This is a genomic window from Lysinibacillus fusiformis (genome assembly GCF_002845985.1).
In the GTDB taxonomy this organism is placed as follows: Bacteria; Bacillota; Bacilli; order Bacillales_A; family Planococcaceae; genus Lysinibacillus; species Lysinibacillus fusiformis_D.
This window is the reverse complement of the sequence record NZ_PDFK01000009.1, coordinates 1-16,770: the sequence shown is the minus strand read 5'-3', so window position 1 is coordinate 16,770 and position 16,770 is coordinate 1. Positions and strand designations below refer to the sequence as shown.

Here is a 16,770-nt window from a genome sequence, read left to right as displayed (position 1 = left end):
AGCTAGAAAATGTCGAATATAAAAAACTAGAATGTGTATTATTTATTTTCATATAACGAAGGGTATTGTGAATATACATAACCTTAAGTGGCTTCTAAATTTAGAAGTCATCCTCTATATGGAGGTAATGACGTTAGATGAAAATAAAGCCTCTGGTAGTTGTCACCGATTATTAGGTAAATGCTAGTATGACCAGGTATATTGCATCTAGAAAATTCGGAATATTGACATATTTCATTCTGTTACAGACGCTGTACCAATGGAATACAACTGGTACAACAGCCGAGGCATCATAGAGTATTTCAGGGGGTGTATGTAGTGGAGATTAAAAACTATATTGGCGGTAAATGGGTCACACATTCACATTTACAAAGTATAGCAGTGACGAACCCTGCAAATGGTGAGCAGCTTGCTACCATACCACGTTCTACTTCAAATGAGGTAGATGAGGCTGTAGCTGCTGCCAAACAAGCACAAAAGAGCTGGGCACTTGTACCAGCGCCAAAGCGTGCAGACTATTTATATGCCATCGGTCTCAAAATGAAAGAGAAGAAAGAATATTTGGCGACCGTTTTAACAAAAGAGATGGGCAAGGTAATTGAAGAGGCTAGGGGAGAAGTGCAAGAAGGAATTGATATGGCTTATTATATGGCTGGTGAGGGTCGAAGATTGTTTGGCGAAACAACACCATCGGAGCTTGCCAATAAATTTGCCATGAGTGTAAGGGCACCGATTGGTGTTGTGGCACTCATTACGCCTTGGAATTTCCCCGTTGCCATTGCAACGTGGAAGTCATTTCCTGCCATTGTTGCGGGGAATACATTTATTTGGAAACCATCGAATGAGACACCGATGATGGCCTATGAAATGGGTAAAATTTTTGAAGAAGTGGGCTTACCAGATGGTGTCGCTAATATTGTATTTGGTACAGGGCCTACAGTAGGGACAGCGTTAATTGAACACCCTGATGTCAAGGTTATTTCCTTTACTGGTTCCACGACAACGGGCAGTAAAGTAGCCGAGCTTGGCGGTAAGCACTTGAAAAAGATTTCTTTAGAAATGGGTGGGAAAAATGCTGTCATTGTCATGGATGATGCCGATTTACAGCTAGCTACAGAAGGAATTTTATGGAGTGCATTTGGTACTGCTGGGCAAAGGTGTACAGCATGTAGTCGAGTCATTGTGCATAAAGATGTAAAAGAACAATTAGAAAAGCGTCTCTTAGATGAAATGCAAAAGCTAACAATTGGCGATGGTCTAGAAAAGGACGTTAAAATCGGGCCAGTGATTAATAAAGCCGCATTGGAAAAAATTAATCACTATGTGCAAATAGGCAAACAAGAGGGAGCTACATTATTAGCGGGGGGCAAAATATTAAATGAACCACCTTACGATAAAGGGTTCTATTATGAGCCAACTCTGTTTACAAATGTGAAGCCTGACATGATTATTGCCCAAGAAGAAATCTTTGGCCCAGTCGTTTCTATCATTGAAGTAGCAAGCTTGGAAGAAGCAATTGAAGTAAATAATGGTGTGAAATTTGGCTTATCTAGCTCCATTTTCTCACAAGATGTAAATACAATTTTCCGCGCACAACGTGATTTGGACACGGGTATTGTTTATGTAAATGCCGGCACAACAGGTGCTGAAATTCATTTGCCATTTGGCGGCACAAAAGGGACTGGTAATGGACACCGTGATTCAGGTGTAGCGGCCCTAGATGTTTACACAGAATGGAAGAGTATTTATGTAGACTACAGCGGTAAATTACAAAGAGCACAAATCGATACAGAGTAACAGATCAACGAAAGGGGATGTTCTTGATGAAAGTTGTTGTATTAGGTGCAGGTTTAATGGGTAAAGAGGTAGCTCGTGATTTAATAAAAAATGATAAAGTGGAGAGTGTGTTTTTAGGGGATATCGATGTAAAAGTAGCACAGGATTTTGTAGATACGCTAGACTCTAATAAAGTGGAGGTTGTGGAGCTTCATGCAGAGCGTGATGATTCATTAATGGACGTTATGTCTAAGGGTGACGTTGTCGTCAATGCGCTATTTTATTCGTTCAATGAGCGAGTAGCGAGAGCAGCGATTGAGGCAGGCGTACATTCCGTAGATTTAGGCGGTCATATTGGTGGTGTGACAGAGAAGATATTAGATCTTCATGAGGAAGCAAAAGCAAAAGGTGTCACAATCATTCCGGACTTAGGTGTTGCGCCAGGTATGATTAATATTCTTGCTGGCTATGGTGCATCGAAATTAGATGATGTCGATTCTATTAAACTATTTGTAGGTGGTATTCCAACTGATCCAAAGCCTCCACTTCATTATACACGTGTGTTTTCTTTAGATGGCGTATTCGATCATTATACAGAGCCTTCCAAAACGATTCAGAAGGGCAAGCTTGAAGAAGTTCCATCCCTGTCTGGCGTTGAACCTATTTATTTTGATGACTTCGGTGTGCTAGAGGCATTTTATACATCTGGTGGCATTTCCACATTGTATAAGACATTCCCCAATGTCCGCACATTAGAATATAAAACGATCCGCTATAAAGGTCACGCAGAGAAATTTAAGCTTTTAGCTGACTTAGGATTCCTTGATTCCACTAATAAGGTAGAAGTTGATAATCAAGAAGTACCTGTTCGTGCCGTTGTACGAGAGGCACTTAAAAAGAAGCTTGAACTGGGCACAAAACCAGATGCGGTACTGTTACGTGTCATTGTAGCTGGTGAAAAAGCACAACAGCAGGTCACGTATGAATATGAAATGGTTGTACGTAAGGATATGACAATTAATGAAACAGCCATGGCTCGTGCTACTGCTAATACCATTTCTGTTGTAGCGCAGATGATAGGAGCGGGTGCTATTACAGAGCATGGTGTATTTCCACCTGAAGCAATAGTTCCTGGTGATACGTATATCGAAGAGATGGCTAAACGTGGCGTGGTGATTAAAGAGACATCACATAAGTCTGCTATGATCGTGAAATGGTAGGTGCTAACCATGAATTTTGAAATGTCCACTGAACAGGAAATGCTACGAAAAACGGTAAGACAGTTTGTTGATGAAGAAATCATTCCCTACATTGCAAAGTGGGATGCTGATGGAGGCTTTGATGCTAAAATTTGGTCAAGGCTTGCTGAGTTAGGCTTAATGGGTGTTTGTGTTCCTGAACAATACGGTGGTAGTGGTATGGATTATAATGCTCTTGCCATCGTATGTGAGGAACTTGAACGGGGAGATACAGCATTTCGCACAGCTGTATCTGTCCACACGGGCTTAAATAGCATGACCTTAATGCAGTGGGGTACTGAAGAGCAAAAGCAGCGCTACCTTGTTCCGCAGGCTAAAGGTGTTCGTATTGGAGCATTTGGTCTTACAGAACCGGGCGCTGGGTCTGATGTAGCTGCCATGTCAACAACAGCTGTCCGTGATGGCGATCATTATATCCTCAATGGGCAGAAAACGTGGATTTCCTTATGTGATATCGCAGATCATTTTCTCGTTTTTGCCTATACAGACAAATCGAAGAAACATCATGGAATTAGTGCGTTCATTGTAGAACGTTCGATGGCTGGCTTTACGTCAAAAGCGATTAAAGGAAAGTATGGTATTCGTGCTGGTAATACAGGTGAGCTCTTTTTTGAAGATTTACGTGTGCCAGTTGAAAACCGACTTGGTGAAGAGGGTGAAGGCTTCAAAATTGCCATGTCTGCGCTTGATAATGGTCGATTTACAGTAGCGGCAGGTGCTGTTGGTTTAATCCAAGCTTGTATAGAGGCTAGTGTGAAATATTGTCATGAACGAGAGACATTTGGTAAGCCTATAGGAGAGCACCAGCTTGTTGGACAAATGATTGCTAATATGGAAGCCGGCTATCAAATGAGTCGTCTTCTTGTCTATCGCGTAGGTGAACTGAAAAATAAAGGTGTTCGAAATACTCGCGAGACATCCTTAGCAAAGTGGCAAGCGTGTGACTTTGCCAATAAGGCTGCTGATGATGCAGTACAGATTCATGGTGCATATGGCTATTCAGATGAATATCCAGTTGCCCGTTATTTACGAAACTCAAAAGCACCTGTTATTTATGAAGGAACCCGTGAAATTCATACCATTATGCAGGCTGATTATGTATTAGGAAGACGTCGAGATAAGTCTTTATCAAAAATGTTGCCGAAATGGCCGTTTGAAGAATAAACGAGGGGGGAGGGAGTATTCCCCCCTTGTTTTTTTTGTGAAGTCATAACCTACATTAAAAAATTCAGAAAAATGTAACTTTCCGATTTTTTATTAGTCTAATGGATAAACAAGTAAATGAAAGAGAGGAAAAATGATGAAAAACAAATGGTTGGTAATTATGTTGATACTTGTTGTAGCTATCGTGCCTGGCGTTTTCACATGGATGGTGAATACGGATGTGACTGCAAAGGCCGCTAGCACCAGCATGGCTACACAAAGCTGGCAAGCATCTTTTTCAGTAGCTTTAAAGAAAAACAAGATTACAGAGGACTATGTCTTTATTACAACGGCAAAAGGCCAAAAAGTGCCTGCAACAATTGAATTATTAGAAGATCAAAAAACAATAGTGGTCAAGAAGTTAGCACCAGGGAATTATCAATTACATGTGAAAAAGGAAGCCTTCGCACAAGGGGGGCTGAATGTCTCTTCACAGACGATTTCATTTACTATTATTGAAACGTTAACAGCCGTCAAATCTGAAAAAGAGCTCCAGCAATATTTTAAAAAGCTGTTAACGACTCAAAGAGTTGGATGGGGAGAGGAAGAGAAAGCTGAAAGTGCAGCAAGTGAAGATAAAGCCACTGCTAATAACGAGTCTACAACCAATAACCAAGTAGACGGTGTAGAAGAGGGTGATATTGTTGTCGTAAAAGACGGCTTTATTTACAGTGTAAAGGATCAGAGTATTACGGTTGTCAATGCTAAAGATCCTAAGCATTTGAAGTTAGCGACAAGCATTAAACTAAAAGAGTCACAGTATATTTCTAAGCTTGCATTATATGACAATCTATTAATTGCCATTGGGGATGAATATATTGAAAAGGCTGGTACAGCCATGGTAACAGCCTCATTTTATGATATTTCGAATCCAGGCAATCCAAAACATGTACGTAATGTTGGGCAAGAAGGCTTTTTACAGGATATTCGTATTACGAAGGACACATTATATATAATTGGTAATATGTATCCGAATTATTGGATGTTGCAAGAAGACAAAAAAGCCGAATTAAAGCCTAAAACATTTGATAGTGTAGCAGGATCAGCGTACACAAGCCTACCTTTAGAAAAAATCTCTATATTACCTAATACAATGGATGGTACCTATAGTTTAATTACAGCTGTCGATTTAAAAAATGGAGCTAAGACAACAGCCAATACAAAAGGGTATTTAGGTGGAAGTAGTGGTCTTTATATGTCAGAAAATGCCCTATATTTAACGACACCAATTTATGAAAATAATCAGGCTGCTCCATCCAATAAACGAGTTATGGATATGATTTGGCTACCTAGGTCAGCAGACACTCAGATTTTTAAGTGGAATGTAGATGGAACGACTTTAAATTTTGCTGGAAGTACAGAAGTAAAGGGAACTGTCTTAAATCAGTATTCAATGGACGAATACAAAGGTAATTTCCGAATCTTTACAACCGAGGGCAATACGTGGGATGAGAAAAGTACTTCCTATAATCACCTCTTTATTTTAGATGAACATTTAAAACCACTTGGTTCGGTAAAGGATATGGCGCCTGGAGAAAAAATATATTCTGCTCGTTTTATGGGAGAAAAAGCATATGTAGTGACATTTAAACATGTAGATCCACTATTTGTCATTGATGTAGCAAATCCAAAAAAGCCAGCAGTATTAGGGGAATTGAAGATTCCAGGCTTCAGTAATTACTTACATCCAATAGATGAAACACATTTAATGGGCATTGGTTATGATACAGAGCAACGCTATGATGCTTATACGAAACGTAATTTTACGGTGACAACCAATATGAAGATGTCACTATTTGATGTGTCAGACTTCAGTAACCCAAAAGAACAATCGACAGTAAAAATCGGTGGGAAAGGCTCCTACTCTGATGTACAATATAATCCGAAAGCGCTATTCCGCAATAAGGAATTCAATTATTTTGGCTTCCCAGTAGTACTGTATGATGCAGGTAAGGGTGATGAGATTGTGTACCAAGGTCATGGTGCTCAAATTTATGAAATTACTGCTGATAAGGGGATTGTTTTGAAAGGAAATATAATCAATCGTAATACTAATGAGCCATATGAGAATTGGGAGCAGGTTGTACAACGAGTAGTCTATATAGATGATGCTCTTTATACAATAGCGCGTAACGAGGTAAAGAGCTATCAGCTAAATGACTTCAAGCCTTTAGATACATTAACAATAAAATAATAAGAAAAGTCCAATGAATTCGTTTAAAAATTCATTGGACTTTTTCATTGAATATATGAAAAGGGTTCATACTATTGACGATATGGTAGTATTTCTGATACCGTTACGAATTCATAACCTTGCTCCTGTAAATAGGCAAGGACAGCATCAAGTCCATCTGCAGTAGATTGATGTATATCGTGCATTAGGACAATGGCATTATTGTGCAAATTATTTTTTACATGTGGCAATAATTGCTGTGCATTGCGATGCTTCCAATCCAATGTATCAATCGACCATAGCACTACAGGTATAGGGATCTCGGCATTAATCGTGTCATTAGTTGCACCATAAGGTGGTCTGAAAACTGTAGCACCATGATTAATTGCCTTTTCTATTTCATTGGCTGTAGTATTGTACTCTTTCATCACTTGCTCTTGTGTAAGCTTTGTTAAGACAGGGTGGTTCCACGAATGATTGCCAATTTCATGGCCCCGCGCCAATACATCTCTTGCAATATCAGGATAATATTGTACTCGACTACCGAGCATAAAGAAGGTTGCTTTTGCGTGATACTTATCGAGAATGTTTAAAATTTGTTCCGTCACTTTTGGATGTGGACCATCATCAAATGTTAATGCAATACGTTTCTTATTCGGATCACCTGTAGGCGGTGGATTTGTTGGTTTTACATTTTCCATAGCAATTTGAAACTCAGAGGCTAACAATGGGTTAATAAGTGAAAGGGGTAGTTTCACTATTGGGGCACCTGCTGCTCCGCTAGCAATCTCATATTCATTGAAATAGAATTGTAATGAATCGTCGACAATAGCAAAGCGATTGAAGTTAGACCATTTTGGCTCTGTAGCTTTCAGTAATTCATCAGTGAAAAGCTCATCCTTTATTTGAAGGTTTTTCTGCAAATCCTTTCGTACATTGGCAGCTAACGTTGATAAGTTGTTCTCGTCATTTTGTAGAAGGGTTTGAATTGTAATTTGCTCGCCTGTTTCGTTATTAATGAAGAATGTTTTCGTTGAGACTTCATGATTAGCTCCACCAAGGTACTCCATTTTTGTTAGAACAAAGGAATAATAATGCTCTCGGTATGGAAATGTTTCAAGACTAATATTTAATTCACCCATAGCTTCTTTATCTTTATTTTTTTTCATAGATGCTAGATAGTTTTCTTTTGAATCCGATATGTATTGTAATACGGCGTCATTAAAAACTTTGTTATCTGTTTGTGGGTAATGTATAGCAAATGGTGTTCGTTTATCATTAGAAACGTCTGTAACAATACGTATGCCTGGAAACGCAGAACTTTCAGTCGATAAATTACTATTGACCGATTCTGTCTTAGATTCTTCTTTTGAAGCACTAATCTTTTGAAACTTAAATTCATCCTTTGATAGGATAATAACTAGTATAACTGTTGTTAAGGTTACAATAAGGCCCAGTAATAAAAAATCAATTATTGGACCGCGTTTTTTTCTGCGTTCCTGCATGGTGTTGGATACGCTCCCCTCTTTTTTATTCTCTATACAATCAGACGTGTTAATCATTAAAAAAGTTATACAAATTACGGATCTTTTAATGTTAATTTATAGTAATTATTTTAAATCGGCTATCCTTCTATAGGGTATCAATCGAATGTTGTTGTACTTCTTTTAAAGTGGTTGTAAAATACCTACTAAAATAGAAAAAACATGCTCAATAATTGTTAATTCATGAAAATTAAATTGAAAGAAAGCTAACTGTTTATGCTGAAATTTTCAGTTGAGTTTTTATTGGCAGTTCGATAATATTGGCAAGGAACCTTTTGAAGGAGGCAGATAGCTGTAATGGTCTTACAAGAAGCGGATAATGAACTTACGATTGACTGTTTGTTGCTTGCAGGGCGTATTATGATTGAAAGTGGAGCAGAAACATATCGTGTGGAGGATACGATGCTGCGGATGGCACATACTCAAAATATGCCAGATGCTCAATGTTATGCCACACCAACTGGAATCATTTTTTCGTTAGGCAAGACACAGCCGACGCGAATTACATCAATTTCCAGTAGGGTTACAGATTTACAAAAAATAGCCTTGGTAAATTCAGTATCTCGGAGACTCACATCTCACATCATAACATTAGAAGAAGCTTATGACGAGTTAAAGTCGATACAAAAAACAAATTATTTTTTACCAACTTATTTACAAGTTTTGTCAGCCGCACTTGCAAGTGGGTGTTTCCTGATTATGTTTAAGGGAGGATGGTCGGATTTTCCGGTAGCTTGTATAGCGGGTGGGATGGGTTTTCTAGTACTTGTGATGATCAACCATTTAACAAGGGTGAAGTTTTTCTCTGAATTTACGGCATCACTTGTTCTCGGCTTTGTGGCCTTCTTAGCAGTAAAGTATGGTTATGGAACTGAACTTGATAAAATTATTATTAGTTCTGTCATGCCACTTGTACCAGGTATTTTGATTACCAATGCTGTTCGTGATTTAATGGCGGGTCATTTTATGTCAGGGATGGCAAAGGGAGCAGAGGCCTTTTTAACAGCCTTTGCAATCGGTGCAGCAATTGCCGTCACGCTAGGATTTTAGGAGGCGGACAATATGCAGATGATGGACATTCTTATACAATTAATTGTTAGTTTTTTTGCGACAGCTGGGATCGCTATTCTTTTTAATGTTCCTAGAAAAACATTACTTCATTGTGGCCTTGTTGGAGTTATTGGCTGGATTATCTATTATGTTTTAACAGAGCAAGGAATGGATGTCGTCAAAGCTTCTTTCTTTGGCTCGTTTGTCATTGCCATAGTTGCCCATTTGTATGCGCGACGTTTTAAAATACCAATGATTATTTTTATCGTTGGTGGAATTATTCCGTTGGTGCCAGGAGGGATGGCATATAATGCCATGCGAAATGTTGTAGAGGACGATTACTTACAAGGCTTACAGTATGGCCTAAAGGCATTTTTAATTACAGGTGCAATTGTGATCGGTCTAGTCTTTGCGGAAGTAATTATTCAACTTATTTTCCGTTCAGTCCGTTCAAGTAAAGTAAAATTACAAAAGGTCTATAAAAAATAGAAGGAGGCTGCGTTAAGCTAAACGCAGCCTCCTTAATTACTTATTATTTTTTACTAAGCAATACTTCAATTTCATCTGGTGTAACTGGCTTACTAATATAATAGCCTTGAATGGCGTCACAACCATATGTGATTAATAGGTCTGCTTGCTCAGCCGTTTCGACACCCTCGGCTACAACTTTCAGTTCCATAGATTTACCAAGTTGTACCATACCATGCATAAGCTTTTGGCTCTTTTCAGATTTTAATAGAGAATTCGTAAACGTTTGATCAATTTTTAGTGTATCAATCGGTAAAATCTGCATATATCTAAATGATCCATAGCCAGTTCCAAAATCATCTAATACGAAAGAGATGCCTTCGTTTTCAAGCTTGCGCATTTGCTGTGCGATAGATGTGGCAGCTTCCGCCTCTAAAGCAAATTTTTCAGTAATTTCAATTTGTAGAAGATTTGCTGGACAACCTGTTTTTGCGAGCACTTCAAGTATGGATTTTGCCATATTTTTATCGCGGAATTCGCGAACAGAAGAGTTAATAGATACTTTTAAATCATGACCCGCCCTTTTCCAAAGTAATGCCTGCTCACAAGCTTTTTCTAGCATAAAGGAACCGATATTATTAATAAGGCCTGTTTCTTCCGCAATCGGAATTAATTCATCAGGCGCAACAACGCCAATTACCTCGTCTTCCCATCTTACAAGTGCTTCAACAGCTGTAATTTTACCAGAATAAACATCAATTTGTGGCTGATAAAGTACCTTTAAATTCTTCTGATCAAGTGCTTGAAGTAAACGTTTTTCAATTAAAGCTTTACGATTTAAAGCTTTATGTGTTGCTGTTGACAGGGAAACAACTTTGTCCCCACCAGCCTCACGCACTGTTGAAATGGTAGCAATTGAGGCTTTCATAAGTTGAGAGAATGTTGTTTGGTCTTCTGGATATCTTGTAATGCCACCACTAATAGAAATTGGGACAGCAATATTGCCGCTATAAATAGGGTGCTGTTGTAAGTAAGATAAGAACCCTTGAATAAACCACTCACTTAAAGGGGTAATGACAACAAAATCATTTTCATTTATACGAGCCATTGTGCTATCTTGGAAATACATTTTTATTCGATTTGTAAATTCAATAATAAGGCTTTGATCGATTTGTTGGTCATGTAATTCTTTTAGAGTATAAAATTTATCAATACTTAGATAAACAAAAGAAAAATGTCTTTGCTCTTCAATCATATTGGTAATGACTTTTTCAAGTCGATGTGCATTCATCAGCCCAGTTTCTGTATCGATATAAGCTATTTTTTCTAGCTGATGTTGAATGGTTTTCGATTTAGTAATATCTTTTTCAATTAAGATAAATTGTTGTTCATTTGTTTCGAGATTAAAAGTAGGAATGGCTGTTAGCAATACCCAATAGGATTGGCCTATTTTTGTGATTTTTTCAACTTCGCCTTGCCACGTATGACCATTGTTTAAATTACGCCAAATCGTATTTGTGATTTTTTCGCTCGCTTCATTATCCGGGAATAACTGCCAAAATGTTTTGCCGATTACACGCTTTGGCGTCCATTGACTTGTCTTTAAAAATTCATTATTACATTCTAAGATAAATCCATCGTGATCGAGTGTGACAGTCATGAATGTAGCATCTAAACCTGACTTGATATTAACAAATGTACTGCAATGTGAAACAGCATTCGTCATTAATTCTGGTAGCATAAAGATTAGTAGAATAAAACGTTCTCCTTCTTCTGTATAAGGCTTCGCTAACAGGGCTGTCGTTATTTCTGTGTTTGACGTTGTGTATACTTGAATTTTATCTAAATACGTACTGTCCTCATTTTGTAAAATAGACTGAAATGTTTCTACAGGAAGCTGACGTAGTAGATTTTCGAGTATAGATGGAGTAGTATTTCCTTTAATATCATCGGCTGACAATCCAATCAGATGTTCTGCGCTCTTTCCCCAGATAGTCGCTTGTCCATCTTGATTTATGATAATTGCAGGAAAAGGAAGTGAATTTAAATAATGTTCATCAATCGTAAATGATTTATGCATATGACTCATGATTTTTCGATCTCCTTGGGTAATCAATATATACTAATATTATAGTTAATTATCGGGAATTAGTCATTATGAATATAATTGTAAATATTTGATAATGAAGAAAAATAGGACTTTTCTCGTGATGTGTAAGAAAAGATTTGAAGAAAAGTAACAATTTTTAGTACGTATATAGGAAGCAGGATTGGTATGGAACGTTTAAAAGGAATATTATTTATTGTCTCGGGTGCTATGTTATGGGGAGCAACTGGCCCTTTGATGGAGTGGCTACTTAACCATACACCATTGACCGTCTCCTTTATGTTAACAGTCCGTTTATCGGTTGCAGGTATATTACTACTTACATATTTATTGTTAACAGGAAAAAATATTTTTAGTATTTGGCAGCATAAACTCTGGGGTAGACAGCTCATTACTTTTGGTATTGCAGGGATGCTAGGTGTACAATTTGCTTTTGTTGCTGCTATAAATGAAAGCAACGCAGTACTTGCGACCTTACTACAATTTTTAGCGCCCATTTTTGTTGTGGCATATGTCTCTCTTAGTTTAAAGAAATGGCCACCAAAATATCAAGTGTTAGGGATTATTGGTACCCTTATAGGGTTATTTCTATTACTAACGAACGCTTCGTTTGAAAGTTTGCTTATTAGTCCAAAAGCCTTGCTTTGGGGTATAGCAGTAGGCTTAACATTTGCATTTTACACACTGTATCCTGCACGCTTAATGAAGGAGTGGAGTGTGCTATTAGTAGTTGGCTGGGGCATGCTGGTAGGTGGTTTAACATTAGGCTTAGTGAGCCGTGTGTGGCAGTCCAACCAATGGGTTGTTTTAACAGATTTTAAGATACTTATGTTAGTCGTGGCATTAATATTTTTTGGAACAGTAGCCTTTATTCTGTTTTTAAGTAGTATGAAATATATTACAGCAGTGGAGACGAGTATCCTTTCCAGTATCGAACCATTAACAGCAATGGTTATTTCAGTCATTGTATTCGGTACATCTTTAGGTTTTTGGCAATTAATAGGTGTTTTCGTTATGCTTGTTTGTGTAACCTGGCTTTCGGTAGCAGGCGAAAAAGCATAAATATACTATTGGGTTAGGATTTTTTAACTAGCTTTATATTTTATCTCTGACAAGGGGGAAAGAATGTGAAAGAAGTTTTTTCCTATGTAAGACCATATAAATGGACTGCCATTTTTGCTTTATGTTTAATGCTTTTAGAATTATTTGTGGAGCTTGTACAGCCACTCATTATGGCAAAAATAATTGACGAAGGTGTACGAGCCCAAAATCAAGGGATGATTTTGCAATGGGGAGCTGTTTTACTTGCACTATCAATCGTAGCCTTTATAGCGGGAGTTATTAACTCTTATTTCTCCTCTCATACAGCACAAAGCTTTTCATATGATTTACGAAATGCCATGTTTGATAAAATTCAATCCTTTACACTAGCAACCTATCAAAAATTTTCCACAGCATCGCTCATTACTAGATTAACGAATGATGTCACACAGGTACAAACGGTACTGTTTATGAGCTTACGTATTATGCTTCGAGCACCGCTTGCTGTTATAGGAAGTATTGTAATGGCCTTTGTTGTAAATGCCAAATTGGCGCTGTTTTTAGTGATAGGCGCACCCATCATCTTTATTTTTCTTATTTTTATGGTGGCGAAGGGTGTGTCTTATTTTGGACGTGTACAGAAGAGGGTAGATCGTTTAAATAGGGTATTACAGGAGAATTTACAGGCAATTCGTTTAGTGAAGGCCTATTTACGTGGAGCATATGAGGCTACACGCTTCGATGAAGTTGCTTCACGCTTAAAAATGGATACAGTAAAGGCTTTACGCATTATGGAATATATTATGCCTGTTCTATTATTCATCATGAACATGAGCTTGCTTGCCGTTTTATGGTTTGGTACAAAGCAAATTGCCACAGGGACAACGCCACTTGGCGATATTGTAGCTATTGTCAATTATGCCATGCGTATGACCGGCTCGTTTTCAATGTTTGCGTTTATTATTATTTTTTATGCGCGTGCAAAGGCCTCCGCAGAACGTATGGCAGAAGTACTATCTATGGAAAATGAGGTGGAGGATATTTCCCACTCAGAAGAAGTAGATAGCACAATGCAATATGGAGAGCTAACCTTTGAACATGTTTGTTTTACCTATCCAGAAGGAGATGCTCCCGTCCTGTCAGATGTGAGTTTTCAAGTGAGGTCAGGAGAAAAATTAGCGATTATGGGGGCAACCGGTGCTGGAAAGTCAACATTGTTACAGCTAATTCCTCGTTTTTATGAAGTAACGCAAGGAAGAATTCTTGTGGAAGGGCAGGATGTTCAGGACTGGGAATTGCAAGAGCTACGTGAAATCATTGGTTATGTCCCTCAGCAATCATTATTGTTTACTGGAAGTATTGCAGATAATGTACGTTGGGGAGATACTCAGGCTGAAATGGATGCTGTACTACAGGCTACAATGCAGGCACAAATACATGCATCTGTGGAAGATTTCCCAAATGGTTACGACACTAAGGTTGGACAAAAAGGTGTTAATTTATCAGGGGGCCAAAAACAAAGACTATCTATTGCTAGAGCTCTTTTGAGAAAGGGGCATATTTTAATGCTTGATGATAGTACAAGTGCCTTAGATGTTAAAACTGAACAGTCTTTGTGGGAGGCATTAAGTGAAGAGAAGGCAACAATGCTTGTTGTCACACAAAAAATTCGCACAGCTAAAGGTGCAGACCGTATTTTACTGATCGATGCTGGAAAAGTGGTTGCATATGGTACACATGAAGAGCTTTTACAAACTTCAACGCTCTATAAAAAAATTGCAATCTCCCAACAGGAGGTGGAGGATTAATGGGATTTTTCCAAAAACCTTTTGGCTATGAGCCGATTTTGACTAAAGATGATCTGAAGCAAGCTGTGAAGAAAAAGAAAGGGCCTCGTGCAGCAGATTGGAAAAGTACATTGCTTCGACTATGGAAAATTGTCGACGAACAACGCACACTCCTCATTGTGGTTCTTTTACTAGTGATGCTCAGTTCAATTTTAGCTTTAGTTGGTCCTTATTTAATCGGTCAAATGATTGATAATTATGTTATGCATGGCAAGCTTTCAGGTTTAGGTAAGTGGATTGGTGTATTAATTGGTATTTATATTCTGTTAGCTGTTTCACTTTTTCTACAAAACTATTGGATGATTGGTATTGCTCAGCAGACTATTTATAGATTACGAACAAGTATATTTGCTCATTTTCAACGATTGCCAGTTGCGTTCTTTGATCGTCGTCAACATGGTGAACTGATGAGTCGTATGACGAATGATATTGAAGCTGTCAGCTCTACCTTAAATAGCTCTTTTATCCAAGTGTTTTCAAGTGTACTTACGCTTGGAGGAACCGTCATTATTATGCTTAGTTTAAGCCCTTTGCTGACAGTGCTGACGATGACAATTATTCCGCTGATGTTTTGGGCGATGCGCTGGATTACACGGCGTACAGCACCCTTATTTAAAGAGCAGCAAGTAGCTATTGGCGCTTTGAATGGGATGATAGAGGAAACAATTTCAGGGCAGCGGATTGTCAAAGCTTTCTCACAAGAAGAGCGTATGAAAGCAGAGTTTCGAGAAAAAAGCTCGCGATTAAGAAGGACCGGTTTTTGGGCACAGACTTACTCGGGGTATATTCCTAAAGTCATGAACTTTTTAAATAATATGAGCTTTACAATTGTTGCAGGTATAGGAGGCGTACTTGCGTTATATGGGCATGTGTCGATAGGAGTTATTGTTATATTCACTGAATATGCACGACAATTTACACGTCCTTTAAATGATTTAGCAAACCAGTTCAATACGGTACTATCAGCCATTGCTGGTGCAGAGCGTGTATTTGCCTTGCTTGATGAACAACCAGAGGCAGAAATCGTTTCAGCACAAAAGCATCAGTTATTGGGGCATGTGGCGTTTAAGCATGTGTATTTTAAATATGAGCTGGAAGAAGAAGCTTACACACTAAAGAATGTTAATTTTAAAGTAGAACCTGGACAAACGGTAGCCCTTGTTGGTGCGACTGGAGCTGGGAAAACAACAATCCTCCAACTGATTGCAAGGTTTTATGAGGTAACAAAGGGTGAGGTATTATTTGATGGCATAAATGTACAGCAAATAGATCGTCAATCCCTTCGCTCACAGATGGCTTTTGTATTGCAGGACCCCTTTTTATTTGAGACTTCTGTTCGTGAAAATATCCGATATGGTCGACTGGATGCAAGTGATGCAGAGATTGAGAAAGCTGCCAAGCAAGCGAATGCCCATGACTTTATCATGAAGCTCAAAGATGGCTATGATACGATTCTTGCTGCGGATGGACGCGAGATATCACAAGGTCAGAAGCAGTTACTCTCTATAGCAAGGGCGCTTATTGCTGATCCGAAAATTTTACTTTTGGATGAGGCGACAAGCAGTATCGATACTGTGACGGAAATGGCGATACAAGAGGCGCTTGATACGTTAATGCAGGGTCGCACTAGTTTTGTTATTGCCCATCGATTAAATACTGTGCATAATGCCGATATGATTTTAGTTATGCAAAAAGGTGAGTTAGTAGAAGCTGGACCTCAGCAAAAACTAATTGAATCAGGTGGCCTTTATGCGCAAATGCTTCAGTCCTCCTCACATCATCTTGAGGAATAGAGGAAAAAGGTGATGTCAACGGCAGAAACAGCCATTTTGAAAGCCAAGGGATTGATTGCCGTTGCGCCAGCGTCCTTTCCAGGGGGGCGTCTTATGAGCCGCTTTACTCCAAGCAATCATGTGCAAAAGTGCCTTACCCTTATCCTTCAAACGAGCCGTAGTGAACAAAATAGCCTATTATTTTTGTATGATTAGAGAAAGGATAGCCTCTTATTTTCAATGTGGAGAAGTGATGAGTGACAACAACCCTCTATAAAGAGTAGTGGACACCTTCACTTTATTTAAAAATCTTTGCTAAAAAGAGCAGTAGCGGAGGAAGCGGCTCACAGGGAAGCAAGTAGCCTGCTACGTTAATCCATCTTCACCTTTCACAAAAATTCTATGGATGGTTTACGATAAAAAGAGTAATTTCATGTGAAATTACTCTTTTTTCGTTAAATTGAAATGTTATTAATTTGAATAAATAGTATAATATTATAAAAAATACATCTAATAGGAGTTTTTGTATA

11 protein-coding genes are annotated in these 16,770 nt (G+C 38.4%); 9 read left to right on the top strand and 2 right to left on the bottom strand.

Annotated elements, in window-relative coordinates; all coding sequences use genetic code 11:
* The first annotated feature begins 318 nt into the window (after window positions 1-318).
* From CRI88_RS19840 to CRI88_RS19825, 4 genes are all read left to right on the top strand, one after another.
* On the top strand, window positions 319-1,797 hold the full coding sequence (locus CRI88_RS19840; RefSeq protein WP_058844773.1) for an aldehyde dehydrogenase family protein: 1,479 nt from the start codon (window positions 319-321) through the stop codon (window positions 1,795-1,797).
* Between the two features lie 26 nt (window positions 1,798-1,823).
* The gene (locus CRI88_RS19835) at window positions 1,824-2,996 is read left to right on the top strand and encodes a saccharopine dehydrogenase family protein (RefSeq protein ID WP_036117720.1); all 1,173 of its coding nucleotides are present in this window, start codon (window positions 1,824-1,826) and stop codon (window positions 2,994-2,996) included.
* A gap of 9 nt (window positions 2,997-3,005) precedes the next feature.
* Window positions 3,006-4,199, top strand: coding sequence for an acyl-CoA dehydrogenase family protein (locus tag CRI88_RS19830; RefSeq protein WP_058844772.1), 1,194 nt, complete (start codon window positions 3,006-3,008; stop codon window positions 4,197-4,199).
* A gap of 133 nt (window positions 4,200-4,332) precedes the next feature.
* Complete coding sequence (locus CRI88_RS19825; protein WP_249651049.1) at window positions 4,333-6,432, top strand: beta-propeller domain-containing protein; 2,100 nt, start codon at window positions 4,333-4,335, stop codon at window positions 6,430-6,432.
* A gap of 71 nt (window positions 6,433-6,503) precedes the next feature.
* Here the strand turns inward: CRI88_RS19825 and CRI88_RS19820 are convergent, their stop codons facing one another.
* The gene (locus tag CRI88_RS19820; protein ID WP_036117713.1) at window positions 6,504-7,916 is read right to left on the bottom strand and encodes a polysaccharide deacetylase family protein; all 1,413 of its coding nucleotides are present in this window, start codon (window positions 7,914-7,916) and stop codon (window positions 6,504-6,506) included.
* A 336-nt stretch (window positions 7,917-8,252) separates the two neighbouring features.
* Here CRI88_RS19820 and CRI88_RS19815 point away from each other — a divergent pair, with 336 nt between their 5' ends.
* Complete coding sequence (locus CRI88_RS19815; protein ID WP_036117711.1) at window positions 8,253-9,005, top strand: threonine/serine exporter family protein; 753 nt, start codon at window positions 8,253-8,255, stop codon at window positions 9,003-9,005.
* A 21-nt stretch (window positions 9,006-9,026) separates the two neighbouring features.
* Window positions 9,027-9,494 (top strand): threonine/serine exporter family protein, encoded by a 468-nt coding sequence (locus CRI88_RS19810; protein ID WP_170829849.1) that lies wholly within the window; start codon window positions 9,027-9,029, stop codon window positions 9,492-9,494.
* A gap of 43 nt (window positions 9,495-9,537) precedes the next feature.
* Here CRI88_RS19810 and CRI88_RS19805 read toward each other — a convergent pair whose 3' ends face one another.
* Entirely contained in the window at window positions 9,538-11,562 is a 2,025-nt protein-coding gene (locus CRI88_RS19805) for an EAL domain-containing protein (RefSeq protein WP_058844770.1), read from the bottom strand.
* A 186-nt stretch (window positions 11,563-11,748) separates the two neighbouring features.
* On the opposite strand from CRI88_RS19805, the gene CRI88_RS19800 reads away from it, so the two are divergent.
* The 3 genes from CRI88_RS19800 to CRI88_RS19790 all read left to right on the top strand — a co-directional run bounded on the left by CRI88_RS19800 (window position 11,749) and on the right by CRI88_RS19790 (window position 16,261).
* Window positions 11,749-12,642, top strand: coding sequence for a DMT family transporter (locus CRI88_RS19800; protein WP_036117705.1), 894 nt, complete (start codon window positions 11,749-11,751; stop codon window positions 12,640-12,642).
* A 65-nt stretch (window positions 12,643-12,707) separates the two neighbouring features.
* On the top strand, window positions 12,708-14,429 hold the full coding sequence (locus CRI88_RS19795) for an ABC transporter ATP-binding protein (RefSeq protein ID WP_036117703.1): 1,722 nt from the start codon (window positions 12,708-12,710) through the stop codon (window positions 14,427-14,429).
* A complete protein-coding gene (locus CRI88_RS19790) occupies window positions 14,429-16,261 on the top strand; it encodes an ABC transporter ATP-binding protein (RefSeq protein WP_058844769.1) in 1,833 nt (610 codons plus the stop codon). The genes CRI88_RS19795 and CRI88_RS19790 overlap by 1 nt, the downstream gene beginning before the upstream one ends.
* The last annotated feature ends 509 nt before the right edge of the window (window positions 16,262-16,770 follow it).